Source organism: Microcoleus sp. POL10_C6 (genome assembly GCF_036701585.1).
In the GTDB taxonomy this organism is placed as follows: Bacteria; Cyanobacteriota; Cyanobacteriia; order Cyanobacteriales; family Microcoleaceae; genus Microcoleus.
The window spans coordinates 18,719-44,951 of record NZ_JAUBRB010000016.1; the positions used below are offsets into that span (position 1 = coordinate 18,719).

The window sequence follows — 26,233 nt, forward strand, 5'->3', positions numbered from 1 at the left end:
ATAATTTTCAATTTTTAATCAAATAATCTTCCATCTTCAATCTTCAATCTTCAATCTTCAATCAAATAATTCTTCAATCTAAAATCTAAAATATAAAATCTAAAATCGAATGACTCACGCCAATTACAATCGCCGATTTCGGAGCAAGAAACAAGCCACTGTTAGAGTTTCCCCTAAAAAATTTGTTTCCTTTGAACTAGGAAATATTTACTATGCTGTTCCTATTGAACGAGTGGAGCGCATTGTTAAAAACTTTAATGTCTACGGCATTTTACCTAACGGTAATAGTTTATTGCGACATCAAGAAGAACTGATTACCATAATTAATTTATCCACAATATTTCCCAGCAGTCCGAGCCTTGCTGAGTGCAAATACCTGATTATTTGTACCTTAAATAAAAGCGATCGGTTGGGGATTCCTCTTCCTGATATGCCAAAAATTTTGGAAATTACCGAAGAAAGCTTCTGCGAGATTCCCGAATTGTACCGTCAACAGCAACTGCCTCCGGTAATAGAAAAGTTAATTCGCGCACCTGATGGTTCCGAAGTTTTTTATCTGAATTTTGATCTATTTAGCGAAATGTAGGGGGTTGACTTTTCGAGGTATTGTACCATATAAATGGTATTTTTGCAAACCAAAACTTATTGATTTATGAAAAAACTCACAATAATGTCGATCGCCCTACTAATTTTTGCAGCAACTCTCGAACTGCCGAAGGTGGGACTACAACTAAGTGCGATCGGGCAAATAGAAACACCCCAACCAATCCCAACACCCCAATCAATCCCAACACCCCAATCAATCCCAACACCCCAACCACAAACACCCCAACCACAAACACCCCAACAAATCCAAACACCCCAACAAATCCAAACACCCCCAATCCAAACACCCCAACCAAAAGCAGCCGACCCCAAAAACCTCGGCTACGTCTCCCCAGAATTTGCCGAAAATTTCTCCCAGCAACAAATCGACCAAATCAACGCCAACGTCGAAACGTTGCTGCTAACTCAAAGCTGCTCCCGCTGCGACCTCCGAGCCGTAAAATTAGTTAACATTAACTTAAAAAATCCCATCCTTACAGGAGCAGATTTATCAGATGCCAACCTCAGCGGTAGTCGCTTCGAGATATCAGATTTTGTCAACACCAATCTAGCTCGCACAAACTTAAGCGGAGCCGAATTAGTAGGAGCGAGAATCAGCAACGCTAACCTCAGAAAAGCTAACTTGACAAAGACAAATCTAGACGGTGCAGACCTGCGATTTTCCGACTTGAGAGATGCCAATCTTTCCGATGCCAACCTCCGCAATGCTAATATAGATGGCGCTAGTATCGATCGAGCAAGTATGGCCGGCACCACAATGCCAGACGGCAGAAAAAATCAATAATATAGCAGAAGGAAGAAGGAAGAAGGAAGAAGGAAGAAGGAAAATGCCTCGTTTCCTGGGCGATTGAAATCGCTTATTGTCAAACTTTTGTCCGTCTACGGGGACTGAATACAAGTTTTTTGATTCCTTGTTCCCAGGCTCTGCCTGGGAATAAATATCTAGAGGCTGTGCCTCGTTGCCTCGTTGCCTCGTTTCCTGCTTCCCTCTTCCCTCTTCCTTCTTCCCTCTTCCTTCTTCCTTCCATCCGTTACATCCGTTACAGAATCCGTTGCCGAACTTCCTTCTGAATTAAACAGCCAAAAACCTCTGAATCACCTCATCACTTAACTCGCTAGTGCTTCCCGAAGCCACAATCCCGCCTTTTTGCATAGCATAATACCAGTCAGCTTGCCGCACAAAATGCAAATGTTGCTCCACCAACAAAACAGAAATTCCCCTAGTAGCAACCACACGGCGCACCGCAGCTTCAATATCTAAAATAATCGATGGTTGAATCCCCTCCGTAGGTTCATCCAAAACCAGCAACTGCGGCTCACCCATCAAAGCCCTAGCAATAGCTAACTGCTGCTGCTGTCCCCCGCTCAAATCACCTCCCAGGCGATCGAGCATAGTTTTCAAAACAGGAAATAACTCAAAAATTTCATCAGGAACTTCAGGATTTTTGGTTTTGGTTGGTTTCGCTTCCAAACCTAACAAAAGATTTTCTTTTACCGTCAAACGTGGAAGAATTTCACGCCCTTGAGGGACGTAACCAATTCCTAATCTAGCCCGCTGGTAAGTCAACTTAGAAGCAATCGATTCTCCGCCAAAAGCAATAGTGCCACTGCGCGGTTGCAGCAACCCCATAATCGTTTTTAGCATAGTAGTTTTGCCCACACCATTGCGGCCAATTAAGCAAACCATTTGCCCCGCCATGACGCTTAAATCGACATCGCGCAAAATGTGACTTTCGCCGTAGTAAACATTCAAATTAGAAACTTGCAGCATATTCTTTAGATTGGTAATAGGGCATTGGACATCGGGCATTGGGCATTGAGCAATTTTAGATTTTAGATTTTAGATTTTAGATTTTAGACTTCTAATGACAACTGCCAACTGTCAACTGCCAACTGACAACTGACTATTCTTCCGGTTTGCCCAAATATACCTCAATTACCCGATCGTCATTTTGCACCTCATCCATAGTCCCCTCACACAAAACCGCACCCTGATGCAACACCGTCACCTGCCGCGCAATTTGCCGCACAAACTCCATATCGTGTTCAATTACCAACACCGAATGACTTTGGGCCAACGAAATCAGCAACTCTCCAGTTAACATCGTTTCCTCATCCGTCAAACCAGCCACAGGTTCATCTACCAACAACAAATCAGGAGATTGAGCCACCAACATTCCAATTTCCAACCATTGCTTTTCCCCGTGAGAAAGCAAACCCGCCGAAATATCAGCTTTAGCAACTAAACCAATTGTTTCTAACAAACCCGCAACCGTGCGTTTTTCAGCAGCAGAAGCAGGCTTGAACAAAGTCGAAAAAACATTTTTATGGCGGCTGCAAGACAATTCCAAATTTTCGCGTGGCGTTAAATTCAAGTAAACTCGCGGCGTCTGAAACTTGCGACCAATTCCCAAGCGCGAAATTCTATCTTCCGACAACTTCCGTAAATTTTGTCCCTTAAATAACACCCTGCCCTCTGTCGGCTGGACCTTTCCGGTAATGGAATCGAGAAAAGTTGTTTTACCCGCACCATTGGGGCCAATAATAACTCGCAGTTCGCCCGCATCCATGCTGAAATTTAAACCGTTGATAGCTTTAAAACCATCAAAACTCACAGTCAAGTTTTCTATTTCTAATACTTTTCCATTCATCATTAACAATTCACTCACTAATAAACAACAACCCATACCTCTTGTAGGTTACGCAGGCAAATATCCTCCCTTATTAAGGAGATTTTTTCCCTTGGCTGACACCATACTTACTACTTTTTGCTGGCAGTTTACTCTAAACTAAAACTGCTAGAACTGCTCGACATTGGAGGTGGAGCGGCTGCTAAAATGCGTTCAGCTAACTTCGAGAGTGGCAAACTTTGCACATATACTTTACCAGGCCCAGTCATCTTTGCCAAAAACAAGCCTTCACCTCCAAATAAAGCATTTTTAAACCCGCCAACAAACTGAATATCGTAATCTACACTCGCTGCAAAAGCTACTAAACACCCGGTGTCTACTCGCAACACTTCGCCAACTCCCAAATTTTTCTCAACTATTGTCCCTCCCGCATGAACAAAAGCTAGCCCGTCACCCTGCAATTTTTGCAGAATAAAACCTTCTCCGCCAAAGAAACCGGCACCCAGCCGCTTGGTGAATGCTACCTCAATTTCAATGCCGTTGGCCGCACAGAGGAATGAGTCTTTTTGACACAAAAACTTACCGCCAAGTTGGCCTAAATCTAGGGGAATTACTTTACCCGGATAGGGGGCGGCAAAAGCGACGCGGGCCTTGCGATTTCCGGCGTTGACAAAGGTGGTAATGAAAAAACCCGCTCCTGTCAGCATTCGTTTGAAACCTTGAAATAAGCCGCCGCCTGTGGATGTTTGCATTTGGATGTCGCCTTCCATGTATGTCATGGTTCCAGCTTCAGCCCTGACGCCTTCTTTGGGGTCGAGTTCAATCTCGATGAGTTGCAAATCGTCGCCGTAGATTTTGTAGTCAATAATATCTGCCATATGTTGCCCCTCAAGTTAAAGAACGAAGCTACTTGCTACGAATATCTAAGTAGGTACATATATATTACGTTTCCTCAGACAGAGATAAACGCAGCGTTTGTCAAGTCTATTGCGATTGCTTTGTTTGTCTGTTGTAGGTGAAATTGATTTATTTCCCCCTACTTATAAATTACACGATATTTTGGCACTCAATGTTCAAGTTCTTCTTTTTCGAGCTGCACTTGGGGGTCTTGTTCCAGGCTGGGGTAAGTAGATACGTACTTCGGTTTTCTGAACAAGCTGCGGATTTGGTCGAAACTTTGATCTTGCAGCCATCCGACTATGCCGTCGGGCAGGACTGTTACTACTATTAAAAATAGCGCACCTTGGAAAAATAGCCACACTTCGGGGAATTGTTCGCTTAAGAAACTTTTGCCAAAGTTGACTAGCAGTGTTCCCAATATTGCTCCCGATAATGTGGCGCGACCTCCGACTGCGACCCAGATTACCATTTCAATTGAAAAGGCAATATCCATTGCTTTTGGCGAAATGATTCCGGTTTGTACGGTAAATAATGCGCCTGCAATTCCGGCTAAACCGGCGGAAATTGCAAAGACTAAAACTTTATATCCTGTGGGATTGTAACCTGAGAAACGCAGCCGCACTTCGTCGTCGCGAATTGCTACTAGCAGGCGGCCGAAACGCCCGCTGGTCAGCCATCGACACAGGCCGTAAGTTGCTGCTAGAAATAGTATGGTGAGAATGTAGAAAATATATTGAGTATCTCGGTCATTTACTGTGGCCCCGAACAAGGTTTTAAAGTCTGTGAGTCCGTTGGTTCCGTTAATCAGTTTTTGCTGACCGTTAAAGAAGTTGAAAAATACAATGGTTGCTGCTTGGGTAAGAATTGAAAAGTAAACGCCTCGAATCCGATTGCGGAATACTAAATAACCTAAAAGTGCGCCCAAGATAGCGGGGATGAGAACTACTGCTAATGCTGAAAAAGGAAATGAATAAAATGGTTGCCAAAACCAGGGGAGTTCGGTAACGCCGTAGAGGTTCATAAATTCTGGCAATTGACTGCTGGCGGTTGGGGGAATTTGCAGTTTTAGGTGCATGGCGAAAGCGTAACCGCCGATCGCAAAAAACACCCCATGCCCTAAACTAAGTAAACCTGTGTATCCCCAAATTAAGTCTATGCCGAGGGCGGCAATTGCTAGTGCTAAAAATCGCCCTAATTGATTGAGCCGAACGTCTGGGAGTATTCCTGGGAGGAGTAAGATGAATGTGAGGGCGATCGCGCTGACAATTATCGCTTCTTTTAGCCAGGGTTTTTGATGTGTTTTCTGCATTTTTCGCTACACTCGCAGTTGTAATTTTTAATTTTCTACCGTCCGCCCTTTTTGCGGGAAAATCCCTCCCGGCTTCACTTGCAGAAAAGCCATAATTAAGGCGAATACCATTACTTTTGCCATGCTAGTTGTGGCGAAAAATGTGAAGAAATCGGCTAAAGGCTTGATAGGAGCGAACATTAATGCTAATGTTCCAGAACCGATCAGGTAATTGGCAGTGCCGATCGCCATCGCAGCAACGACACTCCCCACAATCTTGCCGACACCGCCCACAACCACCACCATAAAGGTATCGACTATATAATTTTGTCCGGTATTTGACCCTACCGAACCGATCAAACTAATCGCACACCCAGCGACACCAGCCAAGCCTGAACCCAAAGCAAAAGTCAGCGCGTCTACTTGTTCGGTAGGAATTCCCAAACACGCACTCATGCTGCGATTTTGTGTCACGGATCTAATCCGCAATCCCCACACAGACTTTTGCAAAAATAGGTAAATTCCCGCCAAACAAATTCCTGTCAGCACAATAATAAAAATTCTGGCGTAGGGCAACTGAAAATTGCCCAGCGGTATGCCACCCCGCAACCATTGCGGTGCAGTTACGTCCACATTTTGAGCGCCAAACCAAGGTTGAGTTACTGCCAGTTTGTAAGTTTGCCCTAAAAAGGCGCTCACCGCCCAGGAAATACCCAAAGATAAAGGCAAAATTATGGCAATAATTTGGCTGCGAATGCGATCGAAATCCGGGCGAGATTTCAGCACCCGCAAACCGCCAAAAAACAGCAAACAAAACACCGCAATGCCAATTACCATCACCCAACTAACGCTGCGGACAAACTGCTGCAAAATTAAACTTACGCCCCAAGTTGCCAGCAGAGTTTCTAGCGGTCGCCCGTAAAGATAGCGAATCACTCCGCGTTCGAGAATTAATCCTACCAATGCAGCTACTAAAAAAGCTAGGGGAATTGCAAATAAAATATAGGTTTCAAAAGCAAATCCTCCGATACCTTTGAAGACATTTTGCACTACGAAAGTTGTATAAGCCCCCAGCATCATCAACTCGCCATGAGCCATATTAATCACGCCCATCAGCCCGAAAATAATCGCTAATCCCAAGGCTGCAATTAGTAAAACTGCGCCGATGCTAATGCCGTTAAATAAACCATCTAATATCGCCACTTTTGTTACTCCTGCATCAAGTCAGTCAACTTTGTTCGCGGATAATTAGGGGCGGATTTTATCCAATTGGTGTCAACTTAGAACTAAAACCCTCTGTATATTTCGCTTGTAGCCAAGTCTCGCTCCCCCTAAATCCCCCTTAATAAGGGGGACTTTGAAGAGTCCAGTTCCCCCTTATTAAGGGAGTAGGGATTGACGAAAGAATGCTCTTACTCCCCCCTTATTAAGGGGGGCCGGGGGGATCTCCGGGTTTAAAGACATACCCTAGGGGAATCGAGGATAGGTTGCCAACGTTAACAAAATTAGTATTACCTACTTATCAAGCTTTGAATTTTCCACCTTTTGCGGGGTCTGACCAATCGCAAGCAAAGCCTTTTGTTTCAGCGACAAATTGATTCCAAGGCACCGGCTTCACTGCTTCTGGTGTAGCAAAAGCGATGTTAAACAAACCGTCTTCTCTCACTTCGCCCAAGCGCACAAATTTAGAAAGGTGATGATTAACTTCCATCGTTACTGTGCCCCCTGGCGCGTCAAAGGTTTGACCCAAAGCTGCTGCCCGCACTTTTTCCAAATCGTCGGCTGTCCCTGCTTTCTCGACAGCTTGCTTCCACAGGTAAACCATGATGTAAGCTGCTTCCATCGGGTCATTTGTCACTCTATCTTTGCCGTATTTGGCCTTGAAAGCTTCCACAAATTTTGTATTAGCCGGAGATTCCACAGTCATGAAGTAATTCCAGGCGGCGTAATGGCCTTTAAGATATTCTACGCCGATCGCCTTTACTTCTTCTTCTGCAATACTGACAGACATTGACGGATATTTGTCCGGGCCCAAACCGGCACCCTGCAACTGTTTGAAAAATGCTACGTTACTGTCGCCGTTGAGGGAATTGAAAATGACGCCGCCGTCTGGCAAAGCTGCCTTAATTTTAGTAATAATTGGCGTGACTTCTGTCCCGCCCAAAGGAATGTAATCTTCCCCAACTAATTCGCCGCCTTTGGCTGCTAGCTGTGCCTTGATAATGGTATTTGCCGTGCGGGGAAAAACGTAGTCAGACCCGACCAAGAAGAATTTTTTACCTTTATTTTCTAGCAGCCAGTCTACTGCTGGTTCGATTTGCTGGTTCGGCGCCGCCCCGGTATAAAAGATATTTTTGGAACACTCTTGACCCTCGTATTGTACGGGGTACCAGAGCATATGATTTTTTTCTTCAAATACTGGCAATACTGCTTTGCGGCTAGCGGAAGTCCAGCATCCGAAGACGGTGACAACTTTATCTTGGTCGATCAATTTTTTGGCTTTTTCGGCAAAAGTTGGCCAGTCTGAGTTGCCATCTTCTATTACTGCTTCGATTTGTTTTCCGAGGACGCCCCCAGCTTTATTAATTTCTTCGATCGCTAATTGTTCGGCATCGACAACGCTTTTTTCGCTGATTGACATCGTGCCGCTCAAGGAATGCAAAATTCCTACTTTGATCGTGTTTCCGCCCCCGGCTGCTGCTGGTGTAGTTCCTGTTGATGTGGGAGAAGCTGCGGGAGTTGCTGTTGGAGTGGGAGTTCTACAAGCTTTTAGAAATAAACTTGATGTTAGGGTAGCAGAACCGTATAAAAGAAATTTCCGCCGATCGAATCGCTTTGTCATTTTTTCTTGTTACTCTTGAATAGATGAGTCAGATGATTGAGAATAATAACACATAGCGACTTGATATTAAGACTAGCTTCAGCAGACTGTTGTATTTTTAGCTACAAAACTTATTGTTTTTGACAAAGTGAATGTTTTATGGGGATTGAGGGCAACTGCGGCAGAAACCGGGCTGATACCTTGTTAGATTTTAGATTGACTGATGACATCAGGGTTGGGATCACGGGCTTACCGGATTTTTTTTGGAAACCAGGTTTAGACACCAAAATACGTCTTTTCAGCAATTAGTGTGTAATTAGAAACCAGGTTTCTTTACATAAATTATCTTATTGATGGTACCACTTAGGCAGCAAACGGGTCGATCGCACAAAATAGAAAGCGGGTTTCTCGCTCTCGACAAGTTATTGATGCTAAAACTTAGGCAGCAAACGGGTCGATCGCACACTCATAAGCGAGTATCAAAGCAGGTGACGATCGCACTTCGCTTTAAGTACGATCGTCACCTGTAGAAATGCCCCTGATTTATGGAGAATAGCGGACTCGAACCGCTGGCCTCTGCGGTGCGATCGCAGCGCTCTACCAACTGAGCTAATTCCCCTGATTGAGTTTTAATTTAGCATTTTAGATGCCGGATTGCCGAATCTAAAAGGCTTACAGGTCTTGCTGGCTCTCACGTTCGCAGACCGTCACTTACACTAGCACGTAACTGCTAAAAAGGTCAAGCGTTTTCCGCGGCCGGCTCAGTGGGGGCGATCGAGCAAAGTGCCGCCACTCTATCCAACTCTAAATCAGCAAAATAGTCCACCGTCCAATTAGCTTGGCGCTGGATCATGTGAAACGGGTAAGTGTGAGTCACACCCGCAACCTGAATCCCCGCTTTTTTCGCCGCTTCAATCCCCGCAAAAGTATCTTCTATCGCCAAACACTCGATCGGTTGCAGGTTAAAGTCGGGATATTTCTGGTTGAGAAGTTCCACAGCCAATAAATAGCAATCCGGTGCTGGTTTGCTCGCCGTCAAGTCATCGCCTGCGACAATTAACTCAAAGTTTGCTGCCAAACCGGCCCGATCTAACACCAATTCTATATCCGATCGCATTGCCCCGCTAACAACGGCCATTTTCAGTCCGGCAACCCGAATTTTATCAATAAATTCTGCCAAACCGGGATAAATCGGCAGTTTCTCCAAAGTATCTATTTGAGCTTTGTAAGCTTCTGCCTTGCCCTGCAGCAGTCGATCGAGATATGTTTCTGTTAGATATCTTCCTCGGCGCTTGAGCAGTTCGGTAATGCAAGCGCGATCGCTCCTTCCCAAACAAATTTCTCGAAACTCCCCACGTTTGAGCTGGAGATTTTCATCGAGCATCAATTGTTCGATTATTTTCTCGTGAATCGGCTCGTCATTAACAATCACGCCATTAAAATCAAATAAAACTGCTTTTAGAGTCATTAGTCATTAGTCATTAGTCATCAATCATTAGTTATTAATCATCAGTCATTAGTAAGTTAGTAGGGGCGGGTTTTACCAACCATCTCAACCTAAAACTAACCATCTATGAAACCCGCCCCCAAAGGGCGAAAAATACACCTCAACAATACATCAAGCAGGAGCTGGAATGCCCGGTAAATCGCCATCAAAATCAGGAGTTCGATCGCCCCAATTCCACCCCCTCGCCACATTTGCCTGTTCCAAATCTTCCCCAGGCAAAGGTTTCACGCCCTGCGTCACCTGATTCACCCACCAGTGTTCGTGAGTTTGCACCGCCGCGAATCCAGCCGCCCCCGCCCAAGCATCGAGGCTGCCAGCCGCGTAAGACTTAATATAAGGCTCCTCAAAGATATCAGTCAGCCACTCTGTTTGCCGCAAAGTTTTTTGGTTTCCGTCCAAAATTGCCAATTGTCCCCCAACCTTCAGCAGTCGGAAGCTTTCTCGCAAAATTGCCCGCGATACAGCAGGTGGCGTCTCATGAAACAGCAAGGAAGCTGCGACTAAATCGAAGCTGGCATCGGCAAAGGCAACGCTTTCGGCATTTCCGTGCAACCACTGGATATTTAAGCCTGCTTTTTGCGCTTTCATTTCGGCAACTACCAGCATATAAGGCGACAAGTCCAGCCCGACAACTTCCGCTTCTGGAAAAGCCTGCTTGAGCATGAGCGTTGTCGAACCCGTGCCACATCCCAAATCGATAATTCGGCGCGGTTTCACCCGCACAGCGTCAATTAAGCCTTGTCTGACGACTGTTTCGTGGGGAGGCAAAACATATTGCGTGATTGGATCGTAGGAAACGGCGGCACTGGGGTTGAGGTAGCCGCATTTAATGCCGTGAAAGTTTTGGCTGCTGTAATATTCGGGATAAACTAGGTTTGGTTGTCGGTAGCGATCGCCCGCTGTTTCCCAGTCAATACCTTCGTAGAGTCGTTTCAGTGCTTCTTCGTCGATCGCCAGTCGAATCAGGGGCGACAAAAAGCGCTCGAAAATTGTATCCTTGCCAACAGCCATAAAACACCTTTAACAAAAACTCTTCTAATTTTAGCCAAAGGCCGTAAATTTAGCATTAATTAAAATTGTTGAGCCCCTCTTCTCTTTTCCCTGTATCCGTTACCTCCGTTACAAAATCCCTGGGCTTCCTTTCCCACTTCCTTCTTAGAGAAGTTTCCCAAATAAATGCAACTATCTACAAGCTCTAAACTCTTATTTCATCAGTCCTTCCCCAATCTCAAATCTCAAATCTCAAATCTCAAATCGTCTTACTTCCCGTTACTAATAGGAATTTTGACCAAAAATTCCGTGCCACCGCCCGGAGGTTGAGAAATTGTGATGCTGCCGCCGTGTCCATCCACTACAATTTTGTAGCTAATTGCTAATCCCAAACCAGTGCCTTTGCCCACCTCTTTAGTCGTAAAAAATGGGTTAAAAATTTGATCTTTAACGCTGTCGGGAATGCCGGGGCCGTTGTCGGCGATCGCCACTTTCAGAAATTTAGCCCCATGTTCGCGAACTACCCCCGTGGAAATAGTAATAATTTTATCCAGGCGATCGATCTCGTTCAAAGCATCGATCGCATTGCTCAGCAAGTTCATAAACACCTGATTGAGCTGAGACGGATAGCATTCGACTGAAGGCACTTTTCCGTATTTCTTAACTATATAAATTCTATTTTTTATGCGGTTGGAGAGCAGCAGCAAGGTATTTTCTATACCTTCGTGAATGTCCGCCTGCTTTTTGTCAGATTCATCAAGGCGAGAAAAGTTTCGCAAAGAAAGAACTATGCTGCGAATGCGTTCGGTTCCTATTTTCATAGAATCCAATATATGCGGCAAATCCTCCTCGATAAATTCTAACTCGATTTCTTCGGTAAAATCTGCGATTTCCTGGGGAACCTCTGGGAAGGCTTCTTTGTATAAACTCACCAACTCTAATAAATCTTTAGTATATTTGCTGGTGTGAGGCAAATTCGCCGAAATGAAGTTAACGGGGTTGTTGATTTCGTGCGCTATTCCAGCCACCATTTGACCGAGGGATGACATTTTTTCGCTCTGCACTAAATGAGTTTGAGTTTTTTTCAGTTCATTTAAGGCACTATTAAGCAGTTTTACTTGGTCTTGGGTTTGACTGTAAAGGTGAGCTTGAGTAATTGCGATCGCCAATTGGTCTGCTACAGCTTTTAACAGTTGGATTTCCTCCCGGCTCCAAAGCCAATGAGTAACATGGCTACAAATTAAATAACCCTGCGGCTGGTTCTGAGTCTGAACAGGTACGGCTAAATAGCTATTAGCTTTAAGTTCCGGCGGTTGAGTTACACCCTTCGCCCAAGTGTCGCTCGAAAGAATAATTGGTTCGCCTTGACCACTCCGTACTAACACATTTTCGAGAAAGTAAGACTCAAACTTTATGGCTTGTGTCGGAGAATCAGATGGACAACATTCCCACAGAATTTGTAAAGTTTTTTCTTGGGGTTTGTACCATCCAAAAGCCGCCCGTTCTAGGTGCAGCAAACTTACTATTTCTTCGACTGTACTTTGCACAATTTTGTCTAATTCCAGGGAAGCGCGAATGCGTCCGGCAATCCGGTTGAGCATGGCTTCTCGCTCCGCTTGAGCGCGATTATTTTCGGAGGAGTAAATTAGCCAAATTGCTGCTAGCATTGCCGGGATGAGCAGTCCGGCGACTACGGATGTCAGCAAATTTAATGCTTGCAGTTTGGATTCAATATTTTCGCGGGGAATTACTAAAGCCATAGACCAGTTAACTTCCTTGAGGGGAGCATAGGCCACATACACCCATTTGTTATCTATTTTTACCAGTTCGATGTTCGTCTGGCGGTCGATCATCTGCCGCGCAATTGTGGAGAGTGCGGGGTCTTTTGACTGTAAAAAGCTTGGGGCCTCCCGGTCGATATTTCCGATTAAGTTATTGTTGGGATGAACAATTGGCACTCCTTGTGAATTGAGCGCAAAAGCATAACTATCGGAACCGTACAGCAAGCTGTTAGCGACCGATGTTACTCGGTCTAATTTAATGCTGCCCGAAAGGACTCCCATTACTTGATTTGGAGCGGGGGGCAATGCCCAAATAGGAGCTGAAATAATAATCGTAGAAACTTTTGTACTGCGGCCTATCAGCGGGTCGGAAACGTTGAGCTGTCCGGCCATTGCTTTTTGAAAGTGTTGGCGGTCTTTACTGTTCGCGCGGTTGCCTAAAGTGTTGATAAATGAGCCGTCCGATTGAGTTAATGACAGGATGAAATACTCTTTTAATCTGTATATTTCTCCTTGCAACCGGGGTTCGACTAATTGCCAATTGAGAGTGCTAACCGTAGGATCGTAAGCAATGGTTTCTATTTCTGCTTTGCGGCTGCTTAGCCAACGGTCGATTTCATCGGTGCCTTTTTCTAGTTTTAATAGTGCTATTTGCTTTAAATTGTCAAGGATTAGTCCGCGTACAAAAAAATAGCTGACGCAAGCAGTTGTGCTAATGGTTAAAGCGGTGGTGGCCAGAATTAGCAGGGTCAGCAAATGGCGGCGCTGCCGTCTGTGTTGCCAAAGACTGTGCGCTTGCTGCCACCGCGATTGAGTCGAATTGCTGATGTTTTGCCAAAAGCGGCGCAGCTTTTTTGTTTGTGGCGGCGGCGCAGACACAGATCCGGCTTGATTTGCTGGGTTTTGCATCATCAAATGTTCCCTCAGAGTCAACTTCATCAAACGGTCTTCGTCATTCGGCAGACTTAATATCAGGCAAGTAGTGAGACAGTTTAAGAAAAGAATGCAACTGTAGCCAAGATTCAAACCCTCGTAGTCATCAGTCATTCGCAATCTAAAATCTAAAATCTAAAATTTAAAATAATATGACTTACATTCCGGATTGCAAACAATTTTTCTTATGGTTGGGCACTCGCCTTCTATTTTGGCATCAATTTTATATTTCGACCTTCGATTTACCTATTTGAGGTTTGTGCTTTACGATATCTTTAATATCTATCTCGTTTGTATAACAAAATAATTGTAAATAACACAGAGAAAATACGGAGTTTTTTAGATTACCAATGTATTATAATGTATGAGCAAAACTCTCTTGACAATTTTACTAATTTGTGCTGGGGTTTCAAGGGGAAATTTTTTCGTCTAAAGCTTTTTTGGCCAAGCGGGTTGCATAAACGGTGAGGGCGATCGTTGCTAGCAAACCAATGCCGTAAAGAGTCCACTCAGCAGCAGTGCGCGATCGCCCGCTAGATCCGAGTGCAGCCAAACTCCCGGCCAGGGAACCGATATAAACATACATGACAGTTCCCGGAATCATGCCGATCCAAGATGCCAAAAAATAGTCTTTTAAAGATACCTGCGTGACTCCAAAAGCATAGTTAAGTAAATTAAACGGAAAAATGGGAGAAAGTCGCGTCAGCAGCACAATTTTCCATCCTTCAGAAGCAACTGCGGAGTCGATGGCCTTAAATTTTTGATTGCCCTCTATCTGTTTGGAAACCCAGTCGCGAGTTAAATATCGCCCTACCAAAAAAGCGCAAGTTGCACCTAAAACCGAGCCGATGGAAACGCAAACCGAACCGCCAACGACTCCGAACAAAACCCCAGAACCGAGAGTCAGCAAAGAACCGGGGATAAATAGAACCGTTGCGACAATGTAAATTAGAATAAAAGCTGCCGGGCCCCAAGGGCCGAGACTCGCGATCGACTCCAGCGCATTTTTCAGAATTCCTTGAAAGTTGAAAAACTGGGTCGCTGCAATCAAAGCCACAGCTAAACCAATCCCTAAAATCAGCTTCCACCTATTTGATGGCGGCGGATTTTCATCTGGCGATCGCGAATCATTCATTACCTAAACTCTCCACTCTCAATAATATGGGCATGGGGCATTGGGCCCAAAAGCATGGGGAATCGGGAATCGGGAATCGGGCCCAAGAATATAGTTTCTTCCTTCTTCCTTCTTCCTTCTTCCTTCTTCCTTCTTCCGACTTGCATCGGACTGACATCCGTTACATCCGTTACATCCGTTACATCCGTCGAGCGAATCCGTTGCCGAACTTCCTTCTTCCTTCTCAAATCAAAGTACCGCCGCAGCTAGAACCGCAACCGGCCGTACAGCCGTAACAATAAGCAGCAGTTTGCACCTCTTGAATCACATCTAAACTGCCAGATTCGAGCAATTTAGCAACAGTTATCTTTTCCCCGCTGCCAGTTTTCGCCGGCAGATTTTCCATTTGGTTAAAATCGCAGTCGTAGACATTGCCCAAATAGTCGATCGACAATTCGTTGCGGCACATTAAATGTTCCAGAGTACCGGGATTAAAATTATCCTCCAAAAACCCCAGATAAGGCTTGTGAAGTTTCTTATGTTCCAAATGAAACTTAGTCCGTCCCACCGGCAAATTAGTAATCGCGAACAATTGATTAAAACAAATCCCAAAATGTTCGGCTAAATAAACCTTGTAATCTTGCTCTAACTTGCCTTGTTCCGGTGTTAGCGAAAACTTGTCTGTTGCCGGCACTTGTGGATTGTACACCAAATCCAGAATTAAATTTGGGTTTTTCCCGTATCCCAACTCATTTAGCTTTTGCAGCGCCCGAATCGAACTGTCAAAAACACCGTTACCGCGCATTTTGTCCACATTGTCAGCTTGATAGCAGGGAAGCGACGCCACAATTCTGAGTTGATGCTGCGCGCAATATTCGGGAATATCTTCAAAACCTTTTTCAAAGTAAATCGTCAAATTAGAACGAACAATTACCTCTTTACCTGCCGCCCTGGCAGCTTCCGCTAGCGGTTTAAAACCGTAAAGCATTTCGGGAGCACCGCCGGTGAGGTCAATAGTTTGAATTTGAGGAAAGCGGCGAATGATTTCAATTAATTGGTCGCCAATTTCCGGGGAAAGTTCTTCGGTTCGTTTCGGGCTAGCTTCAACGTGGCAGTGAGTGCAAGCGAGGTTGCAGCGTTTGCCGAGATTAATTTGTAAAACTGTAATCTGCTTTTTAGTTAAAGCTGAGTGAATTTTGTTTTTGAAAGGCGTGACTGCTGTCTGAATCATGTGCTAACCTTTTGGTCTATGCTCGCAACGAATGTAGAGGCGTTCTGACGGAACGCCTCTGATAATTTAGCACTAATTCTAATAGTTCTGGACGCATCAAAACCAAATAAACCGGGTTTTTTGCTTTTTTTGCGGGTTGCATGGCGTCTTCTGGGCAAAAAACCCGGTTTCTGGGCACCCGTGCCTGTAGGACTATAGCAATTTTAAATGAGTCGTAAATTTTTTACCCCACCCCAACCCTTCCCTTACCAAGGGGAGGGAGTAAGAAATTCACAAATGATTTAGGATTGCTATATTAATCTTACTTTAGAGAGTCCACTAATGTTTCAACTCGTGCTTTAATTTCATCTCGAACGCGGTGAAAAGTTTCGATGGGTTGTCCGTCGGGATCGTCGAGTTGCCAATCTTCAAACACTTCTCGCAATACCCACGCTTCGGGTAAATTCACGCCGCAGCCACAGAGAGAAATTACTGCATCGTAGTCTTCTGCATTGAATTCGTTTAATGGGTTGGATGTTTGATCTGTGATGTCAATGCCGATTTCTGACATGACTTGAATTGCTGTCGGATGAACTCTGCTTGATTCTAACCCGGAACTGGTGACTCCAATCTTGCCGGCTCCGATGGTTTTAGCGAATCCTTCTGCCATTTGCGATCGGCAGGAGTTTCTTTTGCAAACAAACATTACTTTTTTCATGGTTTTTATTGGTTGTTGGTTGTTAGTTGTTGGTTATGGCTTGTTGTCGGGGTTCCGGTGGTTTCTAAGCGCCCGGTAATTCAAGGGCGCGATTTGCTAGGGCGATCGCCTCTTTAGCTGCTTGTTCCTTGCGTTCGCTATAGCGATCGGTCAAATAGTCGGCTTGCTCCCGCAACAGCAGGGTAAACTTGTACAGTTCCTCCATCACGTCGATCGCGCGATCGCGATAAGGCGAATCCTTCATCGTCCCATCATCATGAAACTCCTGATAAGCCTTAGCAACCGAAGACTGATTCGGAATCGTAAACATCCGCATCCAGCGGCCTAAAATCCTCAAAGTATTCACAGCATTAAAAGATTGCGAACCGCCGCTAACCTGCATCACCGCCAAAGTTCGACCTTGAGTCGGTCTCACGGCCCCAATACTTAAAGGAATCCAGTCAATTTGGTTTTTCATAATGCCGGTAATATTGCCGTGCATTTCAGGACTCGACCACACTTGACCCTCCGACCACAGGCTCAATTCCCGCAATTCCTGAACCTTCAGATGCGTATCGGGAACGCTACCATAAATCGGCAATTCTAGAGGATTAAAAAACCTAACTTCGGCACCGAAATCCTCGATCACTCTAGCAGATTCTTCCGCCAACAAGCGGCTGTAAGAACGCTCTCTTAAAGAGCCGTATAAAAAGAGAATTCGGGGTTTATGAGTAAATTTGTTCATGAGATTCTAGCAATTGGAATGGGGAATACAACGAGGGTCTCGCAGCGAGGCAGTTTCTGGTTTTCGGGGAAACCAAAATGCTGTTCGCTTACAGAATTCTACCAACATTAACATCACTGGAACCTCAATTAAAACACCGACAACTGTAGCCAAGGCTGCACCTGAGTTTAAGCCAAACAGCATCACAGCCGTAGCAATCGCTACCTCAAAATGATTGCTGGCCCCAATCAGCGCGGCAGGTGCTGAATCTTCGTAGCACAGCTTTAGTTTTAAAGCTGCTACATAAGAAATCAGGAAAATGAAGTTGGTCTGGATAAACAGAGGCACAGCAATTAAAAGAATGTGCAGAGGATTGTTAACAATCAACTCTCCTTTGAAGGCAAACAAAAGAATTAGCGTAATCAAAAGGGCAGCCGTAGCAACTGGACTCAAATATTGCATAAATTCTCGTTCAAACCATTCTCGCCCTTTATGTTTGAAAATCCAGAAACGGCTATACATTCCGGCGGCTAATGGCAAACCGACATAAATGAATACAGACAATACTATTGTCTGCCAAGGAACAACTAAATCATTTGCTGCTAACAGCCATCTGCCTAATGGTGCATATAAAAACAGCATTGCTAGGGAATTAACGGCAACCATAACGAGGGTATGTCCTTGATTGCCGTAGGAGAGATATCCCCACATTAAAACCATCGCCGTACAGGGGGCAATTCCTAATAATATTGTACCCGCAATGTAGGAACTAGCGATGGAGACTTCACTGCCACGAATTATTTCTGTGCCGGTAATGAGGGGGCGAAATAGCCAACCTAAGAAAAACTGAGAAAATGCTACCATTGTAAATGGTTTGATGAGCCAGTTGACGACTAATGTTAAAATCACGGGCTTGGGCGTTCGCGCTGCATTAGCCGCCTGGGTAAAGTCAATTTTTACCATGATGGGATACATCATAAAAAATAGACAAATGGCAATAGGAATTGACACCTGATAAAAGCTGAGAGCATCAAGGGTGACGGCGACGCTGGGGAATAGTCTACCGAGAATAATACCGCCTAAAATGCAAAGAAATACCCAAAGGGTGAGGTATCTTTCAAAAAAACTGAGCTTGCTTCCTGCTTGGACAGGTGAGTTAGTTGCTTGAGGATGGTTCATTTTAGTTAACTGGTAAGTGAAAATTTATGAGAAAAAATCAAAATTTAGCCTCTTTTCGTAATAACTCTCCAATGGTTAAGTCAAACCTAGCTTGACCATCGAAAAAAGTCCCAACTTTGCCATTGTAGAAATTCTTGTAAATCAGTTGATAGCCTTCGCTTGGTAGTGGAATGTAACCGATCGACTGGACTAAAGTTGGTGCTTTTTTCATGTAGAATTGCACAAATTCGCCCACCTCTGGTTTATTTTGGACAGCGGTGTAACTGACGTAGATAAAAAGAGGTCGAGCGAGGGGTTGATATTGAGCTTTTTCTACAGTTTCGATGCTGGGTATAACTGGCCCTTTACCATTGTCTATTCCTAATGCTTTTAATTGATTTTGATTGACTTCGTAATAGCTTAAGCCAAAGTAACCCAAGGCATTTGGATCTTTGATAACTCCCTGGACTAAAACATTATCATCTTCACTGTCTGTGTAGTCGGTACGACTAGCTTTCGCAGTACCTACTGTTGCTTCTGTGAAGTAGTCAAATGTACCGGAATCTTGACCTGCACCATAGAGGGTGATGGGTTGGTTTGGCCAACTGGGTCTGATCTGATTCCAGCGGGTAATTTTTCCTTGGGCGGCGGGTTCCCAAAGTTTTTTTAGTTCGGCTACAGTAATGTCTTTTGCCCAGCTATTTTTGGGATTGACTACTACTGTGAGAGCGTCGAATGCGACAGGTAATTCGTAGTAGCGGATGCCAGCTTTGTTGCAGGCTTCCATTTCCCCTGGGTTGATGGGGCGCGAGGCGTTGCTGATGTCAGTTTCGCCAGCACAAAACTTTCTAAATCCTCCACCTGTACCGGAGAATTCAACAGTAATTGATGCTTTTTTGGGATTGGTATTTTGATATTCTTTCGTGATCGCATCCGTAATTGGATACACAGTGCTGGAACCGTCTATTTTAATGCTTTGCGATTCTGGAGACTGGACTTGTCCGCAGGAGTTGAGAAGCCCGATCGCACCTATGGTCAAAGCAATTATACTTAGTGCAAAAACCTTGGGCTTTTCTGCTGGGTTCATTGACCTCACCCAATGCCATAACTAAGGGGTACACTGGAATCATATCAATAAAATTTGATATGTCAAGTATGAGGGAAGACAAATAGCCCATAATCACATTAAGAAATGTTGATGGGTTAATCTGCGTCCGAACAGGGGCGCGCCGGCAGGATCTGGCTGAAACGGCGGTATTCGGCGAGGTACTGTTCGAGGGCGATAAACTGAGCTAAATTGAGGCTGTAGTAAATCCAGCGCCCTTCTTGGCGGCTGCGAACTAAACCGGCTTCTTTTAGGGTTTTGAGGTGGAAAGAGAGTTTAGGCTGAGGGACAGACAGGCGATCGCACAAATCGCACACGCACAACTCCTGTTCCCGCAGCAACTCCAAAATCTGAAGCCGCAGGGGGTCAGAAAGAGCGTGAAAGCCAGCAGCAGTCAATTTATCTGCAACAGGTGGCGCGATCGTATAATTTTTAACCATAAATTACCCTTAAAATTTTATTCAAAAACTCCCGGCGCGATTTCTTGTTTTTACCGTTAGATTCCATAAGGTTATCCTGTGATGGCCATTCCAAATCAACTCCGAAATCTTTATCTTCTAGGACTAACGATTAATTCTCTTACCGATGCAACACCCAGTAAGCACAGCCGCTGATTGCCGCAGCAATTGGCAAGGTCAAAATCCATGATAGTAGAATCTGATAGAAAACGCCCACATTAGCTTTTTTTGAAATCAATCCGACACCAAAGATTGAACCTACCGAAACATGGGTAGTAGAAACTGGGAGCCCATAGCGACTGGCAGCAATAACTAAAAATCCCGTCACTAAGTTGGCCACCAACCCTTGACCGGTATTCATTGCTGTCAGCTTTTTGCTCATTGTTTCTGCCACTTTTTTAGCATTCAATAAACCGCCGATCGCCATTCCCAAAGCTACTGCTAAACTTCCCCACTGAACAGAGATTGATTGACCGACTAACATCAGCGAAACAATTTTCGGCGTATCGTTCAATCCTCTAGCAAAACTGACGACTCCCGCACTCATAAAATGGCAAGCATCCACTAAGTTTTGGCTGGGGATTTGTAAGAAATTTCCCAGATATCTTTGCGTGCATTTATCTAGAGAATCTACCGCGACATCAGCGGTTGTGATGCACTTGAGTATGTTAGTTGCATCGGGCTGGGGAATGGGAATAATTTGTTGAGTTTGACCAGCGCAAATACACCATTCTTTCTGGATTCCTAAATAAACTCGCAGGTAGCGAGACAGTCCATAAATTAAAGCTCCTAATAGAATCGCAATCATGGGACTCAGCAACAAAGGCAGTAGAAAATTTTTCTGCAAGGCAGTAAAATTAACTTGATTACCAATTGCTACTAAACCTGCACCAACAAGAGCACCTGTAAGACCGTGAGTTGTGGAAATAGGGAATCCAGTTAAGGTAGCAAGAATAACGGTTAAACCCGCAGCGATCGCGACTGCCAAATGAAAATCTGAGCCATTGGCGATATCGTCGGGAACTAGCCCTTTTCCCGAAAAGCTTTTTACCAGAGTTTCTGCTAGAAAAATAGAAAATACTGAACCTGCAAAAGTTGTGATTGTTGCCCAACCAATTGCTGTTTTATAGTTCGTCGTCTGACTGCCAAACAGTGTCGCAACACCTTTAAAATTATCATTAGCACCATTGCAGTATGCTAAAAAAAACGTGGCGATAAATAGGGCAACAAGTAACATTATCTTACTCAGAATAAGTGTGGTTTATTTAAAACAGTTTTTGGTCGGTGCCCCTACAGCACCGAATTTGATTGTATAGACACAGCTGCCTCAAATAAAATAATGAAAATATTAAGATTTCTTTGGAAGGCGAGCGATCGCATCTTAATTTCGCGCCAGATGGGCACGATATTGAACGATACTCTAATTAAGGCTCGGCGATCGCTTCCGGTACACTCAACCCACCGATTCACTTGGGAGTCTGTACCCGGGCCGGCACATCAGTGAGTCCGGCTTTTTGCATCAGCGAAATCACCCCTATCGATAAAATTCCCCCAATAATTGCCCCGACAACTACCAGAATGATAAAGACTTTTTGCAGAGTTTTTTTAGTTGCCGGGTGGTACTGTCTCGGCAATGCTTCACCTTGATCGTCAACTTCTTGCTCCAAGGGGTCTAGCGGATTGGAGGGATTTGAGTTAAAGGGATTGGGCGCTTGATTCATGGCTGGCTTTGGTTAAACGAGATCAACAACTATTTTAACTTGCGATTAGCCCTTGCTGGTTAAATAATACCTTCTGGTTTCACTCAAAACTCTATAAAATTTATTAAGATACCGAGAATTTTACCAACATTATTAATAAAATATTCGCTGGTGTCAATCTTGATCGCAATTCCTTCTAATTTGAAAAATTTCCAGATACTGCCCGTTGTGAAAAATTAAGTGTTTTTAAGAAGCTAAGATTATATCACTTGAGGCGCTAAAATTTTGAAGCTGGGGTATTTATATACTTGCCTGCTTGTCCAATGCTTTCTGTCAAAGATAATTACTATGACGTTACGCGAACTTCAAGACCGAGCACTGAGGTTGTCTGCCGAGGAGCGATGGCAGTTAATTAATGCTTTGATGCGATCGCTCCAACCGAAACCCCGATCGAAGGTGAAACCGAAGGGTTTAGCCGCGAGTTTAATTGGCATTGCGAAAACGGACGCGCCACCACCTACAGATGCAGAAGTAAAGGCAATGTTGGATGAGCGGTTAGTCCAAAAGTATCTGTGATGAAAGTTTTATTTGATACCAATGTTTTACTGGATGCAATGCTGGCCCGCGAACCTTTTGTAGCGGATGCTGCTTTTTTACTGAATGCCGTTGAATCGGGGCAAGTTGAAGGGTTTATGTCGGCGAAAACGGTTACGGATGTGCATTATTTGGTTGGACGACAAACCAAGAGTTCTGAAGCTGCGATTGCAGCGGTAACTCGACTGTTGGCATTGATGGAAATTTGTGGGGTGGATCGAGAGGTTCTGGAGCAAGCGATCGCGCCCTTGATTGCCGGATTTTGAAGATGCGGTGCAGATAGCGTGTGCGATCGAGTTAGAGTTAGAGGCGATCGTTACTCGGGATGTGAATGGATTCGCAGAGTCGCCGATTCCCGTTTTGTCACCTCAAGAACGGAGAAATCGGTTGACCTAGCAGAGGGCTGAATAAATTAGGCGATCGGTGTTTCATCCCCGCCTTAAAAGCGCGGAAATGAAACACTTACAACAAAAATATCGGTATCTGTTATCCTTCTGCTTGTGACAGGCGATCGAGAGAAATAGTTGCCGCTTGAGATACTTGAGAATTGCTGTCTTTTTCTAAGTATTTTAAAGCCGAAACGCTCTTAACACTCGGCAAATTGCCCAAAGCTTCAGCCAGCCTCTGGCGAATCAGCCAATCTTCCGACTGAGCAAAATTGAGGATGCGATCGATCGCCCCAATTTCCTTAATTTCCCCCAAAGCCGAAATTGCCGCCTGCTGGATCACCACTTGCTCGCTGTCGAGAGCTTTTAGCAGCACATCGCGGGCCCGGGGATCTTTGAGATTTCCCAGAGAAACAGCAGCACTGAAGCGCACCAGCCATTCAGTATCTTCGTAAAAAGCCCGCACCAAAGAATCAAAAGCTCTGATATCTTCCAGATAGCCCAAAGCACCCGCAGCGTCAGCACGAATGCCGTAATCCGGGTCTGTTTCTAGCAATTTGACTAGAATGGGATAGCACTCTGCTGTCGGTTTTACCCCGAGAGCAAACACAGCCATCGATCGCACCTGCAAACTTTCGTCGTTCAACACCTTTTTAATCAAAGGCACCGCCTCTGCAGCAGGCACATTCCGCAAGTTGGCCAAAGCCACCATTCGATCGGCGGAATTTTCGCTTTCTAACTTGGCTGCAATTTGCTCTAAGCTTAAAGTTGTCATTATGGATAAATCTTGTAGTAAAACTTTACATTCGGGTTATTTTGATTATAGGGGAGTCTCAGGGGAAAAACAGGCAGTAAAAACCGCCCTGCGTATTTGAGATGAGTAAGATTGCGGATTAGTGAGACGATTAATCTAAAGTTCAGATTGCGTGGAAATAATCAAAGAGAAAGTTTATTATTTAAATCCCAAGCACAGGCGAGGTGTTTCTGCCGTTCCCCAAGGCTTTGCCCGATAGTTAGCCGCCCTCTGACAACCTGATCAACTATGCCGTTCTACCACCCGCCCTTTTACTCCTCAGCCTTAGAACAAGCGATCGATCGCTACCCCCTCACTGCCGGGCCAGAAACTTCCTTAGCAGTGGCGATCGCCCTGATGAGTCAGTTGCAAAACAGTTGCCCCCTAGTCAAAACACCTGTACCCTCAGACCGGGGGGCGATAACCGAAACATCGGCGCCGGAAAAGATGCGCGCCCGGTGCGTGTTCGTCGTGCAGAACCAGCAGACTATTACCACAGGCAACTTATCCGAAAACCCCAGCCGCGGGCTGTTAATCGGCATATTAACACCCGCCGACCTAGTGAGGCTGATAGCTTCTGGCAAAATAGACAGCCAGCACAAAGTAGCCCTGCACAAAATACCAATTTCCGAAGTGATGTCCCCGGTGTCGGTATCCCTCACAGAATCCGATGACCAAGACGTGTTTACCGCTTTATCCTTATTTCGCCAGCACAAGATTCGCTATTTGCCGATCGTCAATCAATTTCGCCACTTGGTAGGAGTGCTGACACGGGAAAGAATTCGCCAAGTATTGCAGCCTTCAAACATTCTTAAATTGCGGCGGGTAGCAGAATTAATGACTACGCCAATTACAGCGCCCCACACCGCCTCACTGCTGAGCATAACCGAACTGATGTCAGAGCATCAAGTCAGTTGTGTAGTGATTACAAAAAACAAAGAATTAACAATGGAGAAGCCCAAAGATGACTATACCTCCATTTTTCACTATTCCTTTCACCAACCCCTGGGAATTATTACCGAATATGACCTTGTGCAGGCACAGTTTCTCGAACTAAATTTCGAGCAAACCCCAGCTCAAAAAGTCATGAGAACTCCCCTGCAATTTCTTCAACCTTCCGATTCCCTATGGACGGCGCACAAAGAAATGGAGCAGCAACAAGTGCAGCGGTTGGTCGTGTGCGGGGGGCGCGGAGAACTGTTGGGAATTATTACTCAGACCAGCTTGCTCAGAGTCCTCGACCCCACGGAAATGTACCGAGTTGTCAAACAGTTGCAGCAGTCGGTTTATCAATTGCAAGCCGAAAAAGTGGAACTGTTGCAAAGCCGCAACGCCAAACTGGAACAGCAGGTGCGGGAACGGACTGCAAAACTCCACGAACAATTGCAGCGCGATCGGCTGTTAACTCACATTTCCTTGCGGATTCATCAATCCTTAAACCTCGAAGAAATTCTCCACGCCAGCGTCGATGAAGTCCGCCAAGTTTTGCAAGCTGACCGAGTAGCAATCCTGCATTTAGAGTCCAGCAATTACGGCATTGTAGTGGCAGAATCCGTTGCCGAAAATTGGCCTTCAATATTGGGAGAAATCATGCCGGATAATATTTGGCAAGAATCTGCTTCCGTGATCGAACAGGAAATTTATGCGGTTCCAGACCTCGACCAAGCCTGTTTGAGCGCCGAAAAATATGCGCGGTTCCAGCAAGCGCAAATCAAAGCTTATTTGATTGTACCAATTTTGCAAGACGGCAATTTGTGGGGAATGATGTGTGTCCATCAGTGTTCCCAATCCCGTCAGTGGCAACCTTCGGAAGTGGATTTGCTGCTGCAACTGGCAACTCAAATCGCGATCGCGATTCAGCAAGCCCAACTCTATCAGCAAGTCCAAAATCTCAACACCGACCTCGAACGCCAAGTCCAAGAACGCACCGCCGAATTACAGCAAAAAGTTCACGAACTCCAGCATTTAAACGTCCTCAAAGATGAATTCCTCAGCACCGTTTCTCACGAACTGCGGACGCCTTTAGCTAATATAAAAATGGCTATTCATATGCTGAGAATTTCTCCCACGCTAGATCGGCGCCAGATTTATCTAGAAATTTTAGAAACAGAATGTACTAGAGAAACAGATTTGATTAATGCTTTGCTAGATTTGCAGCGGCTCGAAGCCGCAACTTGTCCGATCGACCTCGAACCAGTAAACTTAGAAGTCTGGCTGCCTACTATTATCGACCCGTTTTACACCCGGGCCCACGACCGCCACCAGGATTTGCGAGTAGAGTGCGATCGTCACCTCCCCACGATCAGTTCCAACCGCGCTAGTTTGGGACGAATTTTAGCCGAACTCCTCAACAATGCCTGCAAATATACGGCTAATGACGGCGAAATTTCTCTGAAAGTTGAGTGCAAAAACGGAGACGGCGAACAAGCAGGACAAAGGACAAATTCGCGACAAGCAAGTGCTGTGGCTTCAGAAATCCAATTTACACTCAGCAATCAATCGTCGATTTCCACAGAGGAATTGCCTCGAATTTTTGAGAAATTTTATCGAGTTCCCAACGCCGATCCTTGGAAACAAGGAGGTACAGGTTTGGGTTTAGCTTTGGTTCAAAAACTTGTGGAACAGTTGCAGGGAAAAATTGAGGTTGAAAGCAGCAATGGCTGGACTAATTTTATCGTCACATTTCCTACCAACCCAGATGGAAATTAGTCCGCCCTGAGTCAATTTTAGATTTTAGATTTTAGATTTTAGATTTTAGATTTTAGACTTCGGCCTAAGAGGTTCGGCGAGCGCGAGCGTCAAGTCGCGCTCAGTCCAACGATTTTAGATTTTCGATTT

Annotated in this window: 27 protein-coding genes and 1 tRNA gene; 7 read left to right on the forward strand and 21 right to left on the reverse strand. The window is 45.0% G+C overall.

All coding sequences use genetic code 11. The features are described 5' to 3' along the window. The first annotated feature begins 109 nt into the window (after positions 1-109). Positions 110-586: a chemotaxis protein CheW gene (locus tag QUA34_RS11110; RefSeq protein ID WP_333386504.1), complete on the forward strand. Its 477-nt coding sequence runs from the start codon at positions 110-112 to the stop codon at positions 584-586. Between the two features lie 66 nt (positions 587-652). Then, the gene (locus QUA34_RS11115; RefSeq protein WP_333386507.1) at positions 653-1,390 is read left to right on the forward strand and encodes a pentapeptide repeat-containing protein; all 738 of its coding nucleotides are present in this window, start codon (positions 653-655) and stop codon (positions 1,388-1,390) included. Between the two features lie 288 nt (positions 1,391-1,678). Here QUA34_RS11115 and urtE read toward each other — a convergent pair whose 3' ends face one another. The 6 genes from urtE to urtA all read right to left on the reverse strand — a co-directional run bounded on the left by urtE (position 1,679) and on the right by urtA (position 8,266). Then, positions 1,679-2,377, reverse strand: a complete 699-nt coding sequence (urtE, locus tag QUA34_RS11120; protein ID WP_333386509.1) for an urea ABC transporter ATP-binding subunit UrtE — start codon at positions 2,375-2,377, stop codon at positions 1,679-1,681. A 133-nt stretch (positions 2,378-2,510) separates the two neighbouring features. Further along, entirely contained in the window at positions 2,511-3,257 is a 747-nt protein-coding gene (urtD, locus tag QUA34_RS11125; protein WP_333140587.1) for an urea ABC transporter ATP-binding protein UrtD, read from the reverse strand. A gap of 128 nt (positions 3,258-3,385) precedes the next feature. Then, on the reverse strand, positions 3,386-4,114 hold the full coding sequence (locus QUA34_RS11130) for a TIGR00266 family protein (protein ID WP_333080163.1): 729 nt from the start codon (positions 4,112-4,114) through the stop codon (positions 3,386-3,388). Between the two features lie 188 nt (positions 4,115-4,302). Further along, positions 4,303-5,445 carry an urea ABC transporter permease subunit UrtC gene (gene urtC, locus QUA34_RS11135; protein WP_333386512.1) on the reverse strand — a complete coding sequence of 381 codons (1,143 nt, stop codon included), beginning with the start codon at positions 5,443-5,445 and terminating at the stop codon, positions 4,303-4,305. A gap of 27 nt (positions 5,446-5,472) precedes the next feature. Continuing rightward, entirely contained in the window at positions 5,473-6,627 is a 1,155-nt protein-coding gene (locus QUA34_RS11140; protein WP_333386514.1) for an ABC transporter permease subunit, read from the reverse strand. Between the two features lie 319 nt (positions 6,628-6,946). Next, on the reverse strand, positions 6,947-8,266 hold the full coding sequence (urtA, locus tag QUA34_RS11145; RefSeq protein ID WP_333080168.1) for an urea ABC transporter substrate-binding protein: 1,320 nt from the start codon (positions 8,264-8,266) through the stop codon (positions 6,947-6,949). 332 nt (positions 8,267-8,598) lie between these two features. Between urtA and QUA34_RS11150 the strand changes: the two genes are divergently transcribed. Continuing rightward, positions 8,599-8,775: a hypothetical protein gene (locus tag QUA34_RS11150; protein WP_333386516.1), complete on the forward strand. Its 177-nt coding sequence runs from the start codon at positions 8,599-8,601 to the stop codon at positions 8,773-8,775. Between the two features lie 16 nt (positions 8,776-8,791). On the opposite strand, the gene QUA34_RS11155 is transcribed toward QUA34_RS11150, so the two are convergent. From QUA34_RS11155 to QUA34_RS11220, 14 genes are all read right to left on the reverse strand, one after another. Next, positions 8,792-8,864, reverse strand: a tRNA-Ala gene (locus QUA34_RS11155). 120 nt (positions 8,865-8,984) lie between these two features. Then, the gene (locus QUA34_RS11160) at positions 8,985-9,713 is read right to left on the reverse strand and encodes an HAD family phosphatase (protein ID WP_333386519.1); all 729 of its coding nucleotides are present in this window, start codon (positions 9,711-9,713) and stop codon (positions 8,985-8,987) included. 150 nt (positions 9,714-9,863) lie between these two features. Beyond that, the gene (locus QUA34_RS11165; RefSeq protein ID WP_333386522.1) at positions 9,864-10,763 is read right to left on the reverse strand and encodes a methyltransferase domain-containing protein; all 900 of its coding nucleotides are present in this window, start codon (positions 10,761-10,763) and stop codon (positions 9,864-9,866) included. A gap of 248 nt (positions 10,764-11,011) precedes the next feature. Beyond that, positions 11,012-13,570, reverse strand: coding sequence for an ATP-binding protein (locus QUA34_RS11170; RefSeq protein ID WP_333386525.1), 2,559 nt, complete (start codon positions 13,568-13,570; stop codon positions 11,012-11,014). Between the two features lie 295 nt (positions 13,571-13,865). Next, complete coding sequence (locus QUA34_RS11175) at positions 13,866-14,591, reverse strand: TVP38/TMEM64 family protein (RefSeq protein WP_333310074.1); 726 nt, start codon at positions 14,589-14,591, stop codon at positions 13,866-13,868. Then, positions 14,591-14,818, reverse strand: a complete 228-nt coding sequence (locus tag QUA34_RS11180; protein WP_333325301.1) for a hypothetical protein — start codon at positions 14,816-14,818, stop codon at positions 14,591-14,593. Before QUA34_RS11180 ends, QUA34_RS11175 begins: the two co-directional genes overlap by 1 nt. Next, positions 14,815-15,801 (reverse strand): arsenosugar biosynthesis radical SAM (seleno)protein ArsS, encoded by a 987-nt coding sequence (gene arsS / locus QUA34_RS11185; RefSeq protein ID WP_333325298.1) that lies wholly within the window; start codon positions 15,799-15,801, stop codon positions 14,815-14,817. Before arsS ends, QUA34_RS11180 begins: the two co-directional genes overlap by 4 nt. A gap of 301 nt (positions 15,802-16,102) precedes the next feature. Beyond that, on the reverse strand, positions 16,103-16,498 hold the full coding sequence (gene arsC, locus QUA34_RS11190; protein WP_190732266.1) for an arsenate reductase, glutathione/glutaredoxin type: 396 nt from the start codon (positions 16,496-16,498) through the stop codon (positions 16,103-16,105). Between the two features lie 64 nt (positions 16,499-16,562). After that, a complete protein-coding gene (arsH, locus tag QUA34_RS11195; RefSeq protein WP_333325296.1) occupies positions 16,563-17,222 on the reverse strand; it encodes an arsenical resistance protein ArsH in 660 nt (219 codons plus the stop codon). A gap of 6 nt (positions 17,223-17,228) precedes the next feature. Further along, positions 17,229-18,380, reverse strand: coding sequence for an ACR3 family arsenite efflux transporter (gene arsB, locus QUA34_RS11200; RefSeq protein WP_333386530.1), 1,152 nt, complete (start codon positions 18,378-18,380; stop codon positions 17,229-17,231). Positions 18,381-18,417: 37 nt separating this feature from the next. Beyond that, a complete protein-coding gene (locus tag QUA34_RS11205; RefSeq protein WP_333386533.1) occupies positions 18,418-19,446 on the reverse strand; it encodes a PstS family phosphate ABC transporter substrate-binding protein in 1,029 nt (342 codons plus the stop codon). 116 nt (positions 19,447-19,562) lie between these two features. Then, on the reverse strand, positions 19,563-19,904 hold the full coding sequence (locus QUA34_RS11210) for a metalloregulator ArsR/SmtB family transcription factor (RefSeq protein WP_333386536.1): 342 nt from the start codon (positions 19,902-19,904) through the stop codon (positions 19,563-19,565). A 139-nt stretch (positions 19,905-20,043) separates the two neighbouring features. Further along, complete coding sequence (locus QUA34_RS11215; protein ID WP_333386541.1) at positions 20,044-21,159, reverse strand: inorganic phosphate transporter; 1,116 nt, start codon at positions 21,157-21,159, stop codon at positions 20,044-20,046. Positions 21,160-21,388: 229 nt separating this feature from the next. Further along, entirely contained in the window at positions 21,389-21,643 is a 255-nt protein-coding gene (locus QUA34_RS11220) for a hypothetical protein (protein ID WP_333080186.1), read from the reverse strand. 327 nt (positions 21,644-21,970) lie between these two features. Here QUA34_RS11220 and QUA34_RS11225 point away from each other — a divergent pair, with 327 nt between their 5' ends. Genes QUA34_RS11225 through QUA34_RS11235 form a run of 3 tightly spaced genes read left to right on the forward strand, consistent with a single transcriptional unit; the run spans position 21,971 to position 22,612 of the window. Beyond that, positions 21,971-22,198: a hypothetical protein gene (locus tag QUA34_RS11225; protein ID WP_194067282.1), complete on the forward strand. Its 228-nt coding sequence runs from the start codon at positions 21,971-21,973 to the stop codon at positions 22,196-22,198. Further along, entirely contained in the window at positions 22,198-22,482 is a 285-nt protein-coding gene (locus QUA34_RS11230; protein WP_333386544.1) for a PIN domain-containing protein, read from the forward strand. Before QUA34_RS11225 ends, QUA34_RS11230 begins: the two co-directional genes overlap by 1 nt. Then, on the forward strand, positions 22,469-22,612 hold the full coding sequence (locus QUA34_RS11235) for a hypothetical protein (RefSeq protein ID WP_333386547.1): 144 nt from the start codon (positions 22,469-22,471) through the stop codon (positions 22,610-22,612). The genes QUA34_RS11230 and QUA34_RS11235 overlap by 14 nt, the downstream gene beginning before the upstream one ends. Positions 22,613-22,702: 90 nt before the next feature. On the opposite strand, the gene QUA34_RS11240 is transcribed toward QUA34_RS11235, so the two are convergent. Next, positions 22,703-23,377, reverse strand: a complete 675-nt coding sequence (locus QUA34_RS11240) for a HEAT repeat domain-containing protein (protein WP_333386550.1) — start codon at positions 23,375-23,377, stop codon at positions 22,703-22,705. A gap of 267 nt (positions 23,378-23,644) precedes the next feature. Here QUA34_RS11240 and QUA34_RS11245 point away from each other — a divergent pair, with 267 nt between their 5' ends. Beyond that, on the forward strand, positions 23,645-26,104 hold the full coding sequence (locus QUA34_RS11245) for a CBS domain-containing protein (RefSeq protein WP_333386553.1): 2,460 nt from the start codon (positions 23,645-23,647) through the stop codon (positions 26,102-26,104). Positions 26,105-26,233: the final 129 nt, after the last annotated feature.

What these genes read in the sequence shown, in the direction of transcription:
- QUA34_RS11170 (WP_333386525.1), bottom strand. Translation starts at nt 13,570, where the DNA reads ATGACTGATGACTACGAGGGTTTGAATCTTGGCTACAGTTGCATTCTT.
- QUA34_RS11165 (WP_333386522.1), bottom strand. Translation starts at nt 10,763, where the DNA reads ATGGCTGTTGGCAAGGATACAATTTTCGAGCGCTTTTTGTCGCCCCTG.
- QUA34_RS11220 (WP_333080186.1), bottom strand. Translation starts at nt 21,643, where the DNA reads ATGAATCAAGCGCCCAATCCCTTTAACTCAAATCCCTCCAATCCGCTA.
- QUA34_RS11215 (WP_333386541.1), bottom strand. Translation starts at nt 21,159, where the DNA reads ATGTTACTTGTTGCCCTATTTATCGCCACGTTTTTTTTAGCATACTGC.
- QUA34_RS11230 (WP_333386544.1), top strand. Translation starts at nt 22,198, where the DNA reads ATGAAAGTTTTATTTGATACCAATGTTTTACTGGATGCAATGCTGGCC.
- QUA34_RS11175 (WP_333310074.1), bottom strand. Translation starts at nt 14,591, where the DNA reads ATGAATGATTCGCGATCGCCAGATGAAAATCCGCCGCCATCAAATAGG.
- QUA34_RS11160 (WP_333386519.1), bottom strand. Translation starts at nt 9,713, where the DNA reads ATGACTCTAAAAGCAGTTTTATTTGATTTTAATGGCGTGATTGTTAAT.
- arsC (WP_190732266.1), bottom strand. Translation starts at nt 16,498, where the DNA reads ATGAAAAAAGTAATGTTTGTTTGCAAAAGAAACTCCTGCCGATCGCAA.
- arsS (WP_333325298.1), bottom strand. Translation starts at nt 15,801, where the DNA reads ATGATTCAGACAGCAGTCACGCCTTTCAAAAACAAAATTCACTCAGCT.
- QUA34_RS11210 (WP_333386536.1), bottom strand. Translation starts at nt 19,904, where the DNA reads ATGGTTAAAAATTATACGATCGCGCCACCTGTTGCAGATAAATTGACT.
- urtA (WP_333080168.1), bottom strand. Translation starts at nt 8,266, where the DNA reads ATGACAAAGCGATTCGATCGGCGGAAATTTCTTTTATACGGTTCTGCT.
- urtD (WP_333140587.1), bottom strand. Translation starts at nt 3,257, where the DNA reads ATGAATGGAAAAGTATTAGAAATAGAAAACTTGACTGTGAGTTTTGAT.
- urtC (WP_333386512.1), bottom strand. Translation starts at nt 5,445, where the DNA reads ATGCAGAAAACACATCAAAAACCCTGGCTAAAAGAAGCGATAATTGTC.
- arsB (WP_333386530.1), bottom strand. Translation starts at nt 18,380, where the DNA reads ATGAACCATCCTCAAGCAACTAACTCACCTGTCCAAGCAGGAAGCAAG.
- arsH (WP_333325296.1), bottom strand. Translation starts at nt 17,222, where the DNA reads ATGAACAAATTTACTCATAAACCCCGAATTCTCTTTTTATACGGCTCT.
- QUA34_RS11225 (WP_194067282.1), top strand. Translation starts at nt 21,971, where the DNA reads ATGACGTTACGCGAACTTCAAGACCGAGCACTGAGGTTGTCTGCCGAG.
- QUA34_RS11130 (WP_333080163.1), bottom strand. Translation starts at nt 4,114, where the DNA reads ATGGCAGATATTATTGACTACAAAATCTACGGCGACGATTTGCAACTC.
- QUA34_RS11115 (WP_333386507.1), top strand. Translation starts at nt 653, where the DNA reads ATGAAAAAACTCACAATAATGTCGATCGCCCTACTAATTTTTGCAGCA.
- QUA34_RS11245 (WP_333386553.1), top strand. Translation starts at nt 23,645, where the DNA reads ATGCCGTTCTACCACCCGCCCTTTTACTCCTCAGCCTTAGAACAAGCG.
- QUA34_RS11240 (WP_333386550.1), bottom strand. Translation starts at nt 23,377, where the DNA reads ATGACAACTTTAAGCTTAGAGCAAATTGCAGCCAAGTTAGAAAGCGAA.
- QUA34_RS11110 (WP_333386504.1), top strand. Translation starts at nt 110, where the DNA reads ATGACTCACGCCAATTACAATCGCCGATTTCGGAGCAAGAAACAAGCC.
- QUA34_RS11150 (WP_333386516.1), top strand. Translation starts at nt 8,599, where the DNA reads ATGGTACCACTTAGGCAGCAAACGGGTCGATCGCACAAAATAGAAAGC.
- QUA34_RS11205 (WP_333386533.1), bottom strand. Translation starts at nt 19,446, where the DNA reads ATGAACCCAGCAGAAAAGCCCAAGGTTTTTGCACTAAGTATAATTGCT.
- urtE (WP_333386509.1), bottom strand. Translation starts at nt 2,377, where the DNA reads ATGCTGCAAGTTTCTAATTTGAATGTTTACTACGGCGAAAGTCACATT.